Source organism: Deltaproteobacteria bacterium (assembly GCA_019308925.1).
Classification (GTDB): Bacteria; Desulfobacterota; B13-G15; order B13-G15; family RBG-16-54-18; genus JAFDHG01.
In genome coordinates this window covers 1-15,615 of the sequence record JAFDHG010000008.1, presented here as the reverse complement: position 1 = coordinate 15,615, position 15,615 = coordinate 1, and the positions used below count along the sequence as shown (strand labels likewise).

The window sequence follows — 15,615 nt, the reverse complement described above, 5'->3', positions numbered from 1 at the left end:
ACCTCCTTATTAAAAAAGAGTTTTTAAGCAATATTTGTACCAGTGAGTTGAGATCTTTAACTAATTGATTTAATGAGAAAATTTGTAAAATAGTAAAGGTGATTTGTCCCATATTGGAATACATAGTTAAAAATTGGAACTATGGTAGGAGTCCATACCCCTTCAACCGCCTCCATAGGGTGTTGCGCCCAATCCCCAGCTCTTTGGCCGCCTTGGCCTGATTCCCAGCATGCCGCTCCAAGACGGAAAGGATGTGACGTCGCTGAAGCTCTTTCAAGGTAACCCCTCCCTCATTTCTTACCTCAGAAGGAGGAAGATCAAGGGAGAGGTCATGCAAGCTGATGTAGGGGGAGTGGGCTAGGATTACCCCCCTTTCCACCGCATTTTCCAGCTCCCGTACATTCCCAGGCCAGGGATGATTGAGCAGGACCTGCACTGCCTCGTGGGTAAACCCCCTGATCTCCTTTTTGGCCCTTTTTCGATAGATCTCCAAAAAGTGATGGGCCAAGGGGATGATGTCATCGGGCCTCTCCCGCAGGGGGGGTATATAGATCCTGAGCACATTGAGGCGGTAGAAGAGGTCATCTCGCAGGATGCCTTGGGCCACCAAGGTCTCGATCTTTTTGTTGGTGGCGGTCAAGATGCGAACATCGACCTGAATATGGGTGGTGCTCCCCAATCTCCTCACCTCCCCCTCTTGGAGGACCCGCAGGAGCTTCCCTTGGAGGGGGAGGGGCATATCCCCGATCTCATCCAAAAAGAGGGTCCCCTGGTGGGCTGCCTCAAAGAGCCCCTTGCGTCCCCTCTCCGCCCCGGTGAAGGCCCCCTTCTCATATCCGAATAACTCGCTCTCCAGGAGGGTCTCGGGAAAGGTGCTACAGTTGATGGGGATGAAGGGACGATGTCGCCGGGGGCTACCCTGGTGGATGGCCCAGGCGACGAGCTCTTTCCCTGTACCGCTCTCCCCCTCAATCAGGACGGTGGCCTCGGTGGATGCAACCTGAGCTACCTTCGCCAAGACCCCCCCCATCCCTTCGCTTTTGGCGATGATCTCCTCCATCCCCCTCTGCCCCTTGAGCTCCGCACGCAACTTCTGAACCTCCCTCACCAGGGCCTTGCGCTCCAGGGCCCTGGCCACTTTCAGGAGAAGCTCTTCTTCATCGAAGGGCTTGCCGATATAGTCGTAGGCCCCCAGCTTCATCGCCTCTACAGCGGAGGCTATTGTTCCGTAAGCGGTGAAGATGAGGACCTCCGTATGGGGGTTAATGGTCTTCACCTGGCGCAGCAGCTCCATCCCATCTACTCTCTCCATCTTCAGATCGGTGAGGACCATATCGTACTGCCCCCGCGCCAATATCTTTAGGGCCTCCCTTCCATCACCTGCCTGAGAGACTTGATAACCCTCCCTCCTCAGGAGGATGGAGAGGGCCGTCCTCATGGAAGGCTCATCATCCACCACCAAGATGTGACCTTTGGGTTCCATTGCCATCATCCCCCATCCTGCAACAAAGGGAGGGAGATGGTAAAGAGGCTCCAGGAACTTGCTTCGCTGGCCACCTGGATAAATCCTCCGTGGGCCTCCACGATCCTGCTGGCAATGGAAAGTCCCAACCCTGTCCCCCTCCGCTTCTCCGTATAAAAGGGTTCGAAAATCTGCTCCCGCTTCTCTGGTGGTATCCCCGGGCCTGTGTCCCGAAAGGATATCTCCACCCAGCGGCCATGGCGACGGGTGGAGATCAGCAGTTCCCCTTCGCCCCCCATGGCCTGAGCCCCATTGAGGGCGATGTTCCAAAAGACCTGCTCCAGCTGCTCGGGGTCGCAGGGAACCTCCTTCACCTGGGGGTCCAGTCGATATTCAATCCTCACCTTCTGGAATTCCTCACCCCTTTTCAGCCCCTCTAAGGTCCGCTGCAGGAGGGGGTGTAGGAGGTTCATCCTGATATTAAGACGGGGGTCTTTTGAGAAGAGGAGAAAATCTGTGAGGATGCGGTCCAGCCGGGTCGATTCCCTCTTTATCACCCCTACCAGATCCTCCTGCTCTTGCCCAGAGGCATCAGGTAGGAGTTTGGAAGCAGTAACCAGGGAACCAAGGGGGTTGCGGATCTCATGGGCCATGCTGGCGGCGAACTCCCCAAGCCTTGCCAGGCGGTTCATCCTCTTCAAGGCCTCGGTCCTTTCCTGGACCATCCTCTCCAACTCCTCCACCATCTGCGCCTTCTGGGCGGCAACCAAGGCCCTCCTGTCCGCCCACATCCAGACCAGGGTGAAGACCCCAAAGGCCACCGTGACCAGGATCACGTTCCTCGTCTCCCTGGCCTCAAAACCTGCGGTCCAGGCGATGACCTCCTGATACGGGGTGCATGAGAGGAGGAACCCATCATCTTCCAAGGGGAGATACACCCAATACTCTCCCGCACGGTGAACCCCCCCGGGGTTAGGAGACAGATATAAAAGGATGTCCTGAACCCCTTCCAGAGGGATATCTCCCCCCAGGGGACGGACCTCCCCTTTGGGGGTCACTAGGTAGGTGGGGTCTTGTAGGGAATACCCCCCAACAGCCACCTCCCGTAGCTCCGTCAATCTCTTGTGGACAAACCCCTCTTCCGCCCTGGTTCGCAGTTCCAAGATGCTGCTGCGGGCAAGGAGCACCACCACCACAAAGATGAAGACCACCAGGGCAAGAAACCTAAGACCCCTCTTCAGAAACATACCTTATGGCCTCCTGGCGCAAGAGATGGTCTACCAAAACCAACCTCACCATGGCCTCACAGACCGGCAATACCCTGGGGATGGCGCAGACATCATACCTCCCTTTGACCACTATGGTCCTTTTCCTCCCCTTTTCATCTACCGTCTCCTGGGGAAGGGAGATAGAGGGGATGGGCTTTATCGCGGCGCGGATCCATATCTCTTCCCCAGTCGATATCCCTCCCAGAACCCCCCCAGCATGGTTGCTTTTGAACCCCTCAGAAGTCATCCCGTCATTGTGTTGAGAGCCGAGCATCCTGGCCGCCGCAAATCCAGCCCCTATCTCTATCCCCTTTACCGCCCCAATCCCCATGATCGCCTTGGCCAGATCGGCATCGAGTTTGTCGAAGACCGGCTCCCCTAGGCCGGGTGGGCATCCTCGCGCTGAAATCCCAACTACCCCCCCTATTGAATCACCTGCCCCTTGGACCTGGGCAAGCCTCTCCTCCATCCGCGCTAAGGCCTTCTGATCAGGGCAACAGAGCCAGTTGTGCCCTGCCTTCTCTAAATCCATCACCTCAGCCTGTACCCCTCCCATTTCCAAGGTATAGGCTGTTACCGTTATCCCCTTTCCCTCCAAAACCTTCTTGGCCACCGCCCCCGCAGCCACCCTGGCCACCGTCTCCCTAGCCGAGGCCCGACCCCCACCCCTGGGGTCCCTGATCCCGTATTTTTTATAATAGGTGTAGTCGGCGTGGCCAGGCCTGAAGGCCCCCTCCAGTTCCTCATAAGGGCGGGAGTCTACATCTCTATTGTAGACGATCATCGCTATGGGGGTGCCCGTGGTTATCCCCTGATAGAGGCCTGAAAGGATCTGGACCCGATCTGATTCCCCCCTGGGTGAAGTCCCCTTTTGGCCGGGCCGGCGGCGGTCTAGGTCTTTCTGCACATCTTCTTCACTCAGGGGTATACTGGGGGGGCACCCATCCACTACCACCCCGATGGCCTCCCCATGGGACTCACCCCATGTGGTCACCCGGAACAGGACCCCAAAGGAGCTCCCGCTCATTTTAATCCCTCCCACCATTGGATGATGACCTCTACCACCTCCTCTACCCCCAGTTGAGTGGTTTCGATCACATAATCAGCCGAGTTCAGATAAGAGGGGGTCCTCATCTGGATCAGATCCCTGATCTCCCGCTCCCAGAGATCCCTGCTCAAGGGAGGGCGGCGCCCCCCGGTGAGGGGGTCTTTCCTCAACCTATCCAGGATGGTCTCTGGATCAGCGGTTAGGAGGATGGTTCGCCCGTTCCTCTTTAGATTGCGGATGTTCTCCTCATCCAGAACTACCCCTCCTCCCGCGGCAATGACATAACCGTCCAAGGGAAAAAGCCCCTTTACCACCTCCTTCTCCTTTCTGCGAAACTCTCGCCACCCGAACTTCTCCACAAACTCCTTGATGCTGATACCGCAGGTATCCTCCAGAGACTCATCGGTGTCGATGTACCCCAAGCCCAGCCGTTGGGCCAGCTTCTTACCTACGGTGGTCTTTCCAGTCCCCCTGAACCCGATGAGGACTAAGTTCACCCAGCTATCCTCTCCAACTCCTCCCAGAAGGAGGGATAAGACTTGCCCACACAATCTTGCCCTTCGATCTCAATCCCCGGGATTGCCAGCCCCATGACGCCAAAGGCCATAGCGATGCGATGATCCCTTCGGCTCTCTATCCTCCCCGCATGGGGCCTTCCCCCCTCGATGGCCAGGCCATCCTCCATCTCCTTAACCTTTACCCCCACCTTGCACAATTCGTTTGCCAATGTCTTGATACGGTCCGACTCCTTTACTCTGAGGTGAGGTACACCCCGGATGATGGTCTCCCCCTGGGCGAAGGAGGCAATGACCGCTAAGGTGGGGACTAGATCGGGCATATCCCCCATTTGCACCTCCAGGCCCTGCAGCCTTTCCCCCTTTACCTCGACCCACTCGTCCCCCACTTCAACCCCACAACCCATCTCTTGCAGGATCTGCAAGAACCCTTGGTCCCCCTGAAAAGAATGGGGGCTAAGGCCATAGACCTTGACCCTCCCTTGGGTGATGGCTGCTGCAGCGAAGAAGTAGGAGGCAGATGACCAATCCCCCTCTATCGGATATTCCCTCCCCCTATAACCCCCTTCGGGAGATACCTTAAAACGGCGGTAGCCATCCCTCTGGACCCTTACGCCGAAGGTCTCCATCACATCCAAGGTGAGGTCTACATAGGGTCTGGACACCAACTTTTCCAGGACCTCTATCTCTACCTCGGCCTGGGCATAGGGAGCCACCAAAAGGAGGGCTGAAAGGAACTGGCTGCTTCTCTCCCCGCTCAGCCTTGTCCTACCCCCTTTGATCCCCCCGGTCTCTATGAGCAGGGGGGGGAAACCATCTTGATAAAGGGTATGGCCCCTCACCCCCCAGTCCCCCAAGGCGTCCAAGAGGTCCTGTATCGGCCTCTCCCTCATCCGCTCATCCCCGGTGATGATGTACCTACCCTCCCCCAAGGCCACTAGGGCGGTCAGAAACCTAAGGGAGGCCCCGGAGTTCCCCATCTCCAAGGGACGTTGGGGGTTTTTAATGGTTCCCTCACACCCTTCGATATAAAAGGCCCCCTCCTGATATTTCACCTTTGCCCCCAAGAGGGTCAGGGCCTTGGTCATGACCTGCGTATCCTGACAGAGGAGGGCGTTTGCCAAGACCGTTTTCCCCTGAGCCAGGACACCGGTTACCATCCCCCGCAGGGTGTAGCTCTTGGAGCCGGGGGTGCGTACCTGGGCGTCAAGCCCCTTTGTCGGCCTTATCCTGGCCATAGATGACTTCCTCCATCACCTCCCAGGGTGGACTCTCCCCGGTCCAGAGGGCAAACTGCTCCCCACCTTGATAGAGCAACATCCTGAGACCATCTATAGTTCTGCATCCCCGCCCCTGGGCCTCCCTGAGGAGTCTGGTCTTTAAAGGGTGATAGACCAAATCCATCACCACCATGCCCTCATGCAAGGCCTCAGTAGGAAGGGGGAGAAGGTCCTCCAGGCCATTCCCACCCAGGGGGGTGGCGTTGACCACCACACCCAGAGAGAATTTCCCCCTCTGATCCCAGGGTAAAAATTGTCCGCCAAAGCTATGGGCTAAGACCTCACCCTTCTCTCCGTCCTTGCTGGTCACCCACAGCTCCCCCCCACGGCTGCGGACGCCGTAGGCCACGGCCCTGGCACCCCCTCCTGCCCCAACCAACAAGACTCGTCTACCTTGCAGAGAGGTCACCTCCTCCAAGGCCCTCACCGCCCCTATCCAATCTGTATTATAGCCGATGAATCCTCGCCCTTGTCTTACTACGGTGTTCACTGCACTTATCTGGGAGGCCACCTCATCCAAGCCATCCAGCAGATTCATGATGGCCATCTTATGGGGGATGGTGATGCTGACCCCTTCCAAAGGTATCTCCCTGATGAGCCTCACTCCCTCTTGGATATCTTTCACTGGATAGGCCCTATAGCGGGCGGGGATACCCAAGGCCTGAAAGGCGGCGTTGTGTATGGGAGGACTCAGGGTATATTGCAAGGGATATCCGATGATCCCGTATTCCCTCACTTCATCAGGACCTCCCAGACCCGGCGCATCTGACCTGCCCTCAGCTGCCCCGGGGCTGCCTCTTCTCCTCCCTCCGGGGAGGCAAAGGCCATAAAGGAGCCAAAGAGGGGGGCCAAGATCCTGCTGATCTTCCCCTCCTCTCCCAGACAGTGAGAGATGACCCTTTGTCCTCTCCCTCCCGCCTCCCTCAAGAACCTGAGCACGGTCAGGGAGTCATCCAGGGTTTGCGCCCAGGTCACTATCTTATAGATATCTGCATCTATCTGTATCATATCCTCCCAGAGGGAGAGGAGCTCCTCCAGGGGTGGGGTCTTCTGGAGATTGTGATAGGAGAGGATGACTCCTGTCTCCCCCTTCTTGCCGAGGAGCCGGGAGCGTAAGGGCTCAGGGGACATCCATTCTACGTCGATATACGTCACTCCATATCTGATAGCCTCCTCCAAGTAAGCAATGCGTTTCTCCTCTTTTCCCCGGAAAAACCCACCCTCCCCCCTCCTCCTATTAGTTACAATCAGGAGGCCCTCAGTGAAGGGGAGAAGATCATTCAACCTGATCTCATCCAGGGCATCCAATCTCAGCTCCACCAAGTCCCCCTCCCTTGCCGCCATCATCATCCCCTGACGGGCCCTCTCTGGATCAGATTCCAAGACGGAAATGCAGAGGTGGCCCCCAACCCTTTCTCTCCCACCCTGCCTCCACCGTGAGATCCGAAAGATGGCTGCGTAGACCTCCTCAATCTCCTGAGGGGTCAGATAACGATGAGAATAGCTGAGTAAGTCCCTTATGATCCCGGTCTCCCTTTCGGGGTCATGGATTCCCATCCCAAGCCCACTCTTCACCTCCCCGATCCGCAGAGCCAAGGCCATCCTCTGATCCAGGAGGGGCAAAATCTGGCGGTCTATCTTATCTATCTCCCCTCGCAGATCATCCAATCCCCCTTTTTCCGACATCATCCCTCCTCTATCCCCTCATGGATCAACTGGCCTAAATGTCTCCCCCCCGCCTCCCTGAGGATCAGAACCCTATCCCCCTCCTTCAGATCGACCAAGGAGATGGGATCCCCGGAAGGGGACACCAAGCGGACGGTCTCGGCGTTTTGCAAGATGCAGGAGGCCCTCCCCCCTTGCACCTCTGCCTCCACCAAGATGAGGGGACGGCGCTCCGTCTTCACCCGCCCCACATAGGTGACCTGTGTTCCACCCTGGGCGTTCACGATGAGGAGTTCCTCCCCCCAACGCAGTTCACTCAGATACCTGGTCTTGTCCCCGGGTACACGGATATAGGAGTGGATGGCCCCAGCGTTGACACGGAAGGGGCGGGGTTCCACATAGGGGTTAGAGAGGCTCTCCGCATGGATGAGAAAGAGGCCGGCACTACTGCTCCCCACCAACATCCCCTCTGTCTCCCTCATCTTGGTACAGGTATCGATGCAGACCCTATCCCCCAAGCCCAAGGGGGTTATTCTGCAGACCTCAGCGGCCTCCAGCCGCAGATTCTCACACTCCCTCTTGGCCAGCCTGATGATCTTTTTCATCTCAGCCAGGTCATGAGTGTCGATCACCACCCCCTCTACCCCCTTCTCCAAAACTCCCAAGGCTGCCTCAGCCTCCTCATACCCCTTTACCAAGGCATAGATTCCCGACCTCTTGGCCACCAGGTTTTCCCAAGGGACCACCTTCCATCCCTCAACCTCTATCACTAAGATGACCTCCGGAGGTATTGCAGAGGCCCTCTCCACATCCTCCTGCCCCTTCACCTGCCAAGGTATCACCTCCTTCCCCCATATGAGATCTCCATCAGGGGCGATGGTAGTGATCATTCCCAACTTTTTCACCTGTGAAGAGCCCCCTTTGAGCAGCAGGATACCGTCCGCCCCCCCTTCCAAGGCGGTCAAGACCATCTCTTTGTCTTTGGGATCGACCTTTACCCAGACCTTTTTCATCTAACTTCTCCTTATTCGCAGGTCAGTGCCTTATAAGATACCAATAAAAGGTGATGGGTTCAACGGGGAAATGAGCCATCTTTTAAGAAAAAAGTTCCCACATTCTTTCCTCAAAAACAGACTTTCCACTTTCGATCTTCTGTAAGCCTGCAACATTAATAAATAGCTTACTTCAATTTGCCAGAGGATTTTGGGGGGAAAGTCCTGTTTTTTAGGGGATCATGAGCAGAAGAAGGTACATTGGTCCCCTTTATAGTGTTGAGGTTTAGGGGGGAGGTGTTATGATATGAAAGGGTGACGGATTGCGTAAGGATATAGGGATGGTGTTTTTATATTCTCCCCAAGAGTTTCTGTGCGAGAACCCTGACCATGCGCTTTCGATAGAGGGGAGAAAAGGGCATATTCGCGACGGGTGTTGCATCCTCATACGCCTTCTCAGTCAGGCTGCTCAGTCGTCTATAGGATGAGAACTCATAAGCGAGAGGTTGAGGCGCTACAGCTCCAACTACGAGTCTCCCCCTCTCTGTCCGATCCATGCTGAGGGCAACTGAGACAATGGGATAGTCTACAGAACTCCTGATCCTGAGCTTTTCGTATCCGCCCACCGTTTCCGGAGCTGGGATAATAACATCCTTGAGTACCTCCCCACGACGCAGAGAAAAGGGGGATCGTCCGTCTCCCACAAAGATGCTTTCGAGCGGTACCACTCGTTCAGCATCAATACTCAGGAGGCACACGGAGGCACCGAGAGATATGAGGGCAGGGGCGAGATCTCCGCAGTACACGGCGAAACACCGATTCCCTCCATTAACGGCGTTGCATCGATCACCACTGCTTTTGAAGCAAGGCTTAAAGGAGGTCCTCCACTGTTTGAATTGGTTGTAGTACATGCAGCGTGTATCCTGAAGTATGTTACCCCCAATGGTTCCCCTGGCCCGGATGTTTTCACTGGCTGTTGACATGGCAGCCTCATACAAAGCTGGGTAGTGACGTCGAATGGTCGGATTATCATGAAGTTCGTAAATCCTTGTTAGGGCACCAATCCGTATCACTTCCGCCTCATAATGCACATACGAAAGGCCGCTTATACCTTTGATATCTATGACGACCTTGGGTTGCTTCAATCCCATCTTTAACCTCGGGATGAAGTCTGTCCCACCAGCGAGGATTGCGGCCTCGTCTCCATACTGTGAAAGGAGAAAAAGGAACTCTTCAAGGTCTTTCGGTCTTTTGTATTCAAATTCTGGCAGTGAAGCCATGATTCATTTCCTCATTGTCTCTGATATCGCCTGGCGTATCCTGTCAGGGGTCAGAGGGAGGGTAAATATCCTCGTTCCTATGGCGTTGCAGATGGCATTGGCGATGGCCGTTATGACGGCCGCCCTCGAGGTTTCACCGATCTCTTTGGCACCGAAGGGACCACTGGGTTCATAACTGTCCACAATTATGGAGGTTATCTTTGGAATATCGGTTGCGGTGGGAATCTTATATTCGAGGAGATTCGGGTTCATGACAATCCCATCTTTCATCCTCATCTCCTCGAATAACGCATCCCCTATGCCCATTACCGCCTGGCTTACGATCTGGCCTTCAACAGACGCCACGTTTATCGGTGTGCCGCAATCATCGGCAATGACGATCTGGATGATCTTTACCTCTCCCGTTTCAGGATTAACCTCTACCTCGGCTGTGGCCGCAGCAAGACCGTAGGCCTCTGTAAAGCGACCCTTTCCCCGTGAAAGAGATGCCGTCTTGTTGAATTCTCCCTTCCAGAAATAGACATCGGGAACACATTTGACGTAGCCCTTCCCAATGAGCGGGTCGCCACCTGCCCTTTGGATCCCAAACTTTGAGATATCGGAAAAGGAGAGCCGCTTTGTCTCATCCGCTCGCGATACGATCCAGCCATCACGCATCTCAAGGGTGTCCGCTGTCGTCTGGAGTCCCTCTGCGGCATAGGTGAACATCTGTGTCTCGAGATCGAGGGCTGCCCTTCTGACTGCCTCACCCGATGTAAATATCCCTGCGCTTAACCAGTTGCCAATGTCATGAGGGGATACCTCGGAGTCACCGGAATTGACAATCACGTAGTCCAAAGGACAGTTGAGTACCTCAGCCACGATTTGGGCCATCACGGTATCCACGCCAATCCCGAACTCCGTCTGTCCCGTATAGAGGATGATCCTCCCATCGTGGTTGAGCCGAACCAGGGCGGCGCTTGCAAAAGGGAAGTTATGAGCACCCGAAAACATGGAGGCCGTCCCTATACCCAACCCCCTGAAGCCTTTCTTGCCGTACTTTGCTTTCCATCCGATTTTTTCCACGGCCTGCTTCAGGCATTCGGGCAGGGCGTAACTCCTCAGCGTGTCTCCATTAGGGAGGACATCGCCCTTCTTCCTGAAGTTTTTCAGCCTCATCTCAACCTTATCAAGACCTAAGTCCTCGCAGATCATGTCGAGGTGTGATTCAACTGCAAAGCTCATTTGCTGCAGTGAGTGGCCCCGTTTCGCTATGGTGGGCAGCTTGCTGGTGTAGACCCCGAAGGCTTCATGCCTCACATTGGGTATATTATAAATCGGGTTTCTAAAGACATGGGCAAGATACATGGCCGTCGGTGAGCTGCTCCGGTATGCCCCCACGTCATCAATAACCTTCACATGCTGGGCTGTGATCCCTCCGTCACGCTTTACCCCGGTCTTCACGGTAACGATCATCCTCCTCGCTGGTGGGCAGACAGAGAAGGCCTCCTGTCTCGACAGGGTGATCTTGACGGGTCTGAGGGTGAGCTTGGAGAGGTAGGCCGCCATGAATTCGTAGGGAAAGAGGCTTATTTTACCCCCGAAGGCTCCACCGACGTAGGTCTTATGAACCCTCACCCGGCTGATGGGGATATCGAGGAGCTTTGCCAGCCAGAAGCGTTTGTGCTCATAACCCATATGGGAGAGCCACACATCGAGCTTTCCGCTGAGTTCGTAACGTGCCACTGCGACATGAGGCTCCATGGCGACGTGGGATGTTGCCGGAACGACAAACCGGTCCTCCCGGATGTAATCCGCCTCTTTAAATCCTGTTTCTACGTCGCCATACTCGATGAGAGTCTTGTTCGAGATGTTATTAGCAACCGTATAGGGTCTGGTTTTTCTGGGGATGCCGAAATCCTCCCAGGCCGTCGTGGTGTTTGGTTCTATGACATCATGGACGGCTGGTGCTCCCTCCTGTAGTGCCTGCTCGGGATCAAAGACATTGGGAAGTTCCTCATATTCAACGTCTATGAGATTGAGCGCCTTTGAGGCTACCTCCTCGTTTATGGCAGCCACAACAACAACCCCCTCGCCAATAAACCGCACCTTATCCACGGCAAGGGGCGTCTGATCTGCAGGGTAGGCCGGTGTATCTATGAACGAGAACCTCCGGTAGCCGATATCCCTTCCCGTGACTACCGTCTTTACCCCTTCGAGTTCCTCTGCTCTTCCTGTCTTGATGTCTTTGATTCGGGCATGGGGATAGGGGCTTCTCAGTATCTTCCCGTAGAGCATACCGGGAAGTTCTATGTCCACAGTATACTGTGCCCTGCCGGTTACTATCAGTCCTCCATCAGTCCTCTTGATGCCCTTTTTTATATATCTGAAGTCATTCATCGCTCTCCGCTACTCTCTTTTTTTCTCATTTTCTCAGCAGCGCTCAATATGGCATTGGTGATATTCCCATAGCCCGTGCACCTGCACAGGTTTCCTGATATGGCATTTCTTATCTCTTCTTCAGTCGGTTCAGGGTTCCTGTCCAGTAGCGCCTTGGCAGCCATAATCATTCCCGGGGTGCAGAACCCGCACTGGAAGGCATGGTGGTCTATAAAAGCCTTTTGGAGGGGATGAAGATTACCCGCCTCTGCAAGTCCCTCGATCGTCTCTATCTCTTGTCCCTCCACCTCTACCGCGAGGGTTATACAGGAGTTTACGGGCTTCCCATTGACAAGCACGGAACAGGCCCCGCACGCACCTATTCCGCATGCCTCCTTGGCGCCCGTCAGGTGCAGGTCGTGCCTAAGGACCTCAAGCAGTGTACGGCTAGGCGTGATAAATACCTCGTGAGTTTCTCCATTTACCCTCAGCAGAACGCTTCTTTTCATCCCCCCTTACTCCCGTAGAGACACCCGATTGTTTCCCCCAATCCTCTCCACACAGCTCATAGGAGACAGCCCGGCATGAACCTTTCTGTTTCATCACCTTACCGAAAATATCTATGAGGATCATGAATGACAGGGTAATCTATAGGCCTCGTATCACTCCCCATACAATTTGTCAAGGTGTCCGTATCACGAGCGAGGCTTTCCTCCATCCCCACCTTCGCCAGAGAAAGGAAGCAGGGATTTTATAATAGACATGGGTCTTGAAATAAGTTAATATTTTTTAAGTGGTAGGTATGAAGAGGATCTTGGTGGTCGATGACGAGGAGCACATCCGCCTCCTCTACAAAGAGGAGTTGGAGGAGGAGGGGTATGAGGTGGAACTGGCCGAGGGGGGGGAGGAGGCCTTGGAAAAACTGGACAAATTGAGGCCAGACTTGGTCACCCTAGACCTCAAGATGCCCGGCATGGGGGGGCTGGAGGTCCTCAGCAGGATAAGGGAGCAGGACAAGGAGCTGCCGGTGATCATCTGCACCGCCTATGGGGACTACAAGAGGGACCTCACCACCTGGGCATCTGATGCCTATGTGGTGAAGAGCTCAGACTTGAGTGATCTTAAGAGGGTAATCAGGGAATTTCTCGAAAACGAAAAGGGATAGAGTGATATCGAGTGGGGATGTAGCTCAGCGGGAGAGCATCACGTTCGCAACGTGAGGGTCGGGGGTTCGAATCCCCCCATCTCCACCAATATTTTATCTTTTTGCAGGATTCAAGAGGTCAAGGATTCCAGTGGTCAAGTGAAATACTTAAAAAGTATTGAGATTAGATGACCTTCAAGTCGTCACTTCAGGGGGGTTACCCCCCTGAAACCCCGATGAAGATTTCCTCTTTTAGGGGGTGCAGGGAGTCCCCTCGCCGGACAGGTCGAAGACCTGGCAGAAGGTACAATACAAAAACTTGAACCCTTGAACCCTCGAATCCTTGAATCCTTCTTTGGGAAAAGGTTTAAGAAGGAGATAGAGATGCTGAAGAAAAGGATTGGAATCATCGGCGTTGGGAACATGGGAGAGGCCATCCTGCGAGGTCTCCAAAAAAAGGGGGTGGCTGAGGGCATAGCTGCCAGTGACATCCGCCCAGACAGAAGGGACTACATCAAGAGGACCTATGAAGTGGAGGTGGTCCAGGATAATCTACAGCTCGCCTCCCAGGTCCAGATCCTCATCCTGGCTGTCAAGCCCCAGGAGTTGAAAAGGGTCCTCCAAGAAATCGCCCCTGCCCTCGATTCCTCAAAGCTCCTCATCTCCATCGCCGCCGGGGTCTCCCTCGGGACCATCGCTTCTATATTAGACAAGGACGCGCGCCTCATCAGGGCGATGCCCAATATTGCGGCCCTAGTATTGGAGTCCGCCATCGCCCTCTCCCAAGGAGGGGAGGCCTCTGCAGAAGATCTGGAGGTGGCCCAGGAGATATTCAATGCCTTGGGCACCACGGTGGTCCTCCCGGAGGCGCTGATGGATGCCGTGACCGGTATGAGTGCAAGCGGTCCTGCCTATGTCTGCCTTTTTATCGAGGCCTTGGCAGATGGAGGGGTGCGGATGGGACTGCCAAGGAAAGAGGCCTTAGAAATGGCGATCCAGACGGTCCTCGGAACTGCCCGGCTCCTCTCAGAAGGGGGTGAACATCCCGCCCATCTGAAGGACAGAGTAGCCTCCCCAGGGGGGACGACTATAGCGGGGGTCGCCTCATTGGAGGCCAAGGGGTTCAGGGGGGCCGTGATGGAGGCTGTGGCCTCCGCTACCCAGCGGTCCAAAGAACTGGCAAAGATGAAGGGGTGATGGCTGTGAATAAAGAGATCCTTTCTTTTTCGGGTGTATGAGAAGTAAAAATAGTTTTAGACCCAACATCCTCCTTAATATTTATTTTGCTAAAGGAAGTGGGGAATGAAGATGTGTCAGCCCTTGACAAGGTATGGGGTGCGTAAGAGAATGGAAAAATATTTTGTCGCACCAACAGATAACAACAGTCTAAAAGCATGAATGATAAATATTGTCGTATTTTTTTAGTCTGCACACGTTATGCGCAATTGAACGCTGAAACAATGAATGATACAATTGTGTTATGAAAAAAACTCTTATTTACGCGGATACATCGGTCATTGGTGGTTGTTGTGACCCTGAGTTTCAGGAATGGTCACTTGGACTTTTAAGAGATTTTCAGGCAGGCACTTTTTCATTGCTTTTATCTGAGCTTACTGAAGCAGAAATCCAGGATGCTCCAGATGAAGTAAAAGGTATTTATGAGGAATTTCAAAAGACTGCACTTGATATTCTTGAGCTTACCACTGAAGCTGCGGAGCTCGCTGATACATATTTGGTTCATAAAATTCTGCCTTTCAACTTTCTGAATGATGCCCGCCATATTGCCATTGCAACCGTTGCGGGGGCAGACCTTGTTGTGAGTTGGAATTTCAAGCATATTGTCCATTTTGAGAAGATTCAGAAATTTAACGCTGTTAATATCGAAATGGGATACAAAACGATATTGATTTTCTCACCAAGGGAGGTGACAACGTATGTCAGTAAAGGCAGTTGAAATGGTGCGTAAGATTCGTGATAAACATTATGAAGACACGAGAGGACTTTCATTTTCAGAACAGATTAAATTTATTAAAGAAAAGTCTAAAAGCTTACGCAACGGATTAAAAAGGTCTCAGCGTTCAACTACCGATAACATCGGCACAGGCTTACGCAAAAAGATAAGGGGGTCAGGCCTTAATTAAATAAGGACAACTAGGACAGAACAAACCCATGGCATGACCACTGAGAATTGAATGCGAGGGGACCATCTACCACCGTCCCCTTCTTGACTTAGTGAGGATCGCCTCGTTGGAGGCCAAGGGGTTCAGGGGGGCCGTGATGGAGGCTGTGGCCTCCGCTACCCAGCGGTCCAAAGAACTGGCAAAGATGAAGGGGTGATGGCTGTAAATTAACTGATCAGGGGAGAGAGGAAGGGACGGGGACGGAGTTGACTATTGTTACTTATTTTTCATTATCTCAGCGTGCCTGATGAGGAATCTTTATCCTATGGATACGATCTTCACTAATACTGAGAAAGTCAACTTAGCCAACAACGTTATATATCAGAGTATTAGAGGGGTATAGGAGTAATAATAGCACAGAAAAAATTTATTTACTATCTAGCCAAAAAGAAACCTCCTGGTAAGATGTGAGTGGAAGAAGCT

Annotated in this window: 14 protein-coding genes and 1 tRNA gene; 4 read left to right on the top strand and 11 right to left on the bottom strand. The window is 53.8% G+C overall.

What is annotated here, in order from left to right:
• Positions 1-139 precede the first annotated feature (139 nt).
• The 11 genes from JRI46_02280 to JRI46_02230 all read right to left on the bottom strand — a co-directional run bounded on the left by JRI46_02280 (position 140) and on the right by JRI46_02230 (position 12,377).
• Positions 140-1,489, bottom strand: a complete 1,350-nt coding sequence (locus JRI46_02280) for a sigma-54-dependent Fis family transcriptional regulator (protein ID MBW2038413.1) — start codon at positions 1,487-1,489, stop codon at positions 140-142.
• On the bottom strand, positions 1,489-2,709 hold the full coding sequence (locus tag JRI46_02275) for a hypothetical protein (protein MBW2038412.1): 1,221 nt from the start codon (positions 2,707-2,709) through the stop codon (positions 1,489-1,491). The genes JRI46_02280 and JRI46_02275 overlap by 1 nt, the downstream gene beginning before the upstream one ends.
• Positions 2,687-3,757, bottom strand: a complete 1,071-nt coding sequence (aroC, locus tag JRI46_02270; GenBank protein MBW2038411.1) for a chorismate synthase — start codon at positions 3,755-3,757, stop codon at positions 2,687-2,689. Before aroC ends, JRI46_02275 begins: the two co-directional genes overlap by 23 nt.
• Positions 3,754-4,275 (bottom strand): shikimate kinase, encoded by a 522-nt coding sequence (locus JRI46_02265; GenBank protein ID MBW2038410.1) that lies wholly within the window; start codon positions 4,273-4,275, stop codon positions 3,754-3,756. Before JRI46_02265 ends, aroC begins: the two co-directional genes overlap by 4 nt.
• Positions 4,272-5,531: a 3-phosphoshikimate 1-carboxyvinyltransferase gene (gene aroA / locus JRI46_02260; GenBank protein ID MBW2038409.1), complete on the bottom strand. Its 1,260-nt coding sequence runs from the start codon at positions 5,529-5,531 to the stop codon at positions 4,272-4,274. The genes JRI46_02265 and aroA overlap by 4 nt, the downstream gene beginning before the upstream one ends.
• Entirely contained in the window at positions 5,500-6,327 is an 828-nt protein-coding gene (aroE, locus tag JRI46_02255; protein ID MBW2038408.1) for a shikimate dehydrogenase, read from the bottom strand. Before aroE ends, aroA begins: the two co-directional genes overlap by 32 nt.
• Positions 6,306-7,262: a type I 3-dehydroquinate dehydratase gene (locus JRI46_02250; protein ID MBW2038407.1), complete on the bottom strand. Its 957-nt coding sequence runs from the start codon at positions 7,260-7,262 to the stop codon at positions 6,306-6,308. Before JRI46_02250 ends, aroE begins: the two co-directional genes overlap by 22 nt.
• Positions 7,259-8,251 (bottom strand): 3-dehydroquinate synthase II, encoded by a 993-nt coding sequence (locus JRI46_02245; protein ID MBW2038406.1) that lies wholly within the window; start codon positions 8,249-8,251, stop codon positions 7,259-7,261. The genes JRI46_02250 and JRI46_02245 overlap by 4 nt, the downstream gene beginning before the upstream one ends.
• A gap of 329 nt (positions 8,252-8,580) precedes the next feature.
• On the bottom strand, positions 8,581-9,510 hold the full coding sequence (locus JRI46_02240) for an FAD binding domain-containing protein (GenBank protein MBW2038405.1): 930 nt from the start codon (positions 9,508-9,510) through the stop codon (positions 8,581-8,583).
• Between the two features lie 3 nt (positions 9,511-9,513).
• Positions 9,514-11,889, bottom strand: coding sequence for a molybdopterin-dependent oxidoreductase (locus JRI46_02235; protein MBW2038404.1), 2,376 nt, complete (start codon positions 11,887-11,889; stop codon positions 9,514-9,516).
• Entirely contained in the window at positions 11,886-12,377 is a 492-nt protein-coding gene (locus tag JRI46_02230) for a (2Fe-2S)-binding protein (protein MBW2038403.1), read from the bottom strand. The genes JRI46_02235 and JRI46_02230 overlap by 4 nt, the downstream gene beginning before the upstream one ends.
• A gap of 293 nt (positions 12,378-12,670) precedes the next feature.
• On the opposite strand from JRI46_02230, the gene JRI46_02225 reads away from it, so the two are divergent.
• The 4 genes from JRI46_02225 (at position 12,671) to JRI46_02210 (ending at position 14,966) form a co-directional block, all read left to right on the top strand.
• Positions 12,671-13,033 carry a response regulator gene (locus tag JRI46_02225; GenBank protein MBW2038402.1) on the top strand — a complete coding sequence of 121 codons (363 nt, stop codon included), beginning with the start codon at positions 12,671-12,673 and terminating at the stop codon, positions 13,031-13,033.
• Between the two features lie 13 nt (positions 13,034-13,046).
• Positions 13,047-13,121, top strand: a tRNA-Ala gene (locus JRI46_02220).
• 275 nt (positions 13,122-13,396) lie between these two features.
• Entirely contained in the window at positions 13,397-14,209 is an 813-nt protein-coding gene (proC, locus tag JRI46_02215; GenBank protein ID MBW2038401.1) for a pyrroline-5-carboxylate reductase, read from the top strand.
• A gap of 283 nt (positions 14,210-14,492) precedes the next feature.
• Entirely contained in the window at positions 14,493-14,966 is a 474-nt protein-coding gene (locus tag JRI46_02210) for a PIN domain protein (protein MBW2038400.1), read from the top strand.
• Positions 14,967-15,615 lie beyond the last annotated feature (649 nt).

Coding starts and splice junctions, on each gene's coding strand:
- JRI46_02280 (MBW2038413.1), bottom strand. CDS start 1,489: ATGGCAATGGAACCCAAAGGTCACATCTTGGTGGTGGATGATGAGCCT.
- JRI46_02275 (MBW2038412.1), bottom strand. CDS start 2,709: ATGTTTCTGAAGAGGGGTCTTAGGTTTCTTGCCCTGGTGGTCTTCATC.
- aroC (MBW2038411.1), bottom strand. CDS start 3,757: ATGAGCGGGAGCTCCTTTGGGGTCCTGTTCCGGGTGACCACATGGGGT.
- aroA (MBW2038409.1), bottom strand. CDS start 5,531: ATGGCCAGGATAAGGCCGACAAAGGGGCTTGACGCCCAGGTACGCACC.
- JRI46_02250 (MBW2038407.1), bottom strand. CDS start 7,262: ATGATGTCGGAAAAAGGGGGATTGGATGATCTGCGAGGGGAGATAGAT.
- JRI46_02245 (MBW2038406.1), bottom strand. CDS start 8,251: ATGAAAAAGGTCTGGGTAAAGGTCGATCCCAAAGACAAAGAGATGGTC.
- JRI46_02240 (MBW2038405.1), bottom strand. CDS start 9,510: ATGGCTTCACTGCCAGAATTTGAATACAAAAGACCGAAAGACCTTGAA.
- JRI46_02235 (MBW2038404.1), bottom strand. CDS start 11,889: ATGAATGACTTCAGATATATAAAAAAGGGCATCAAGAGGACTGATGGA.
- JRI46_02230 (MBW2038403.1), bottom strand. CDS start 12,377: ATGAAAAGAAGCGTTCTGCTGAGGGTAAATGGAGAAACTCACGAGGTA.
- JRI46_02225 (MBW2038402.1), top strand. CDS start 12,671: ATGAAGAGGATCTTGGTGGTCGATGACGAGGAGCACATCCGCCTCCTC.
- proC (MBW2038401.1), top strand. CDS start 13,397: ATGCTGAAGAAAAGGATTGGAATCATCGGCGTTGGGAACATGGGAGAG.
- JRI46_02210 (MBW2038400.1), top strand. CDS start 14,493: ATGAAAAAAACTCTTATTTACGCGGATACATCGGTCATTGGTGGTTGT.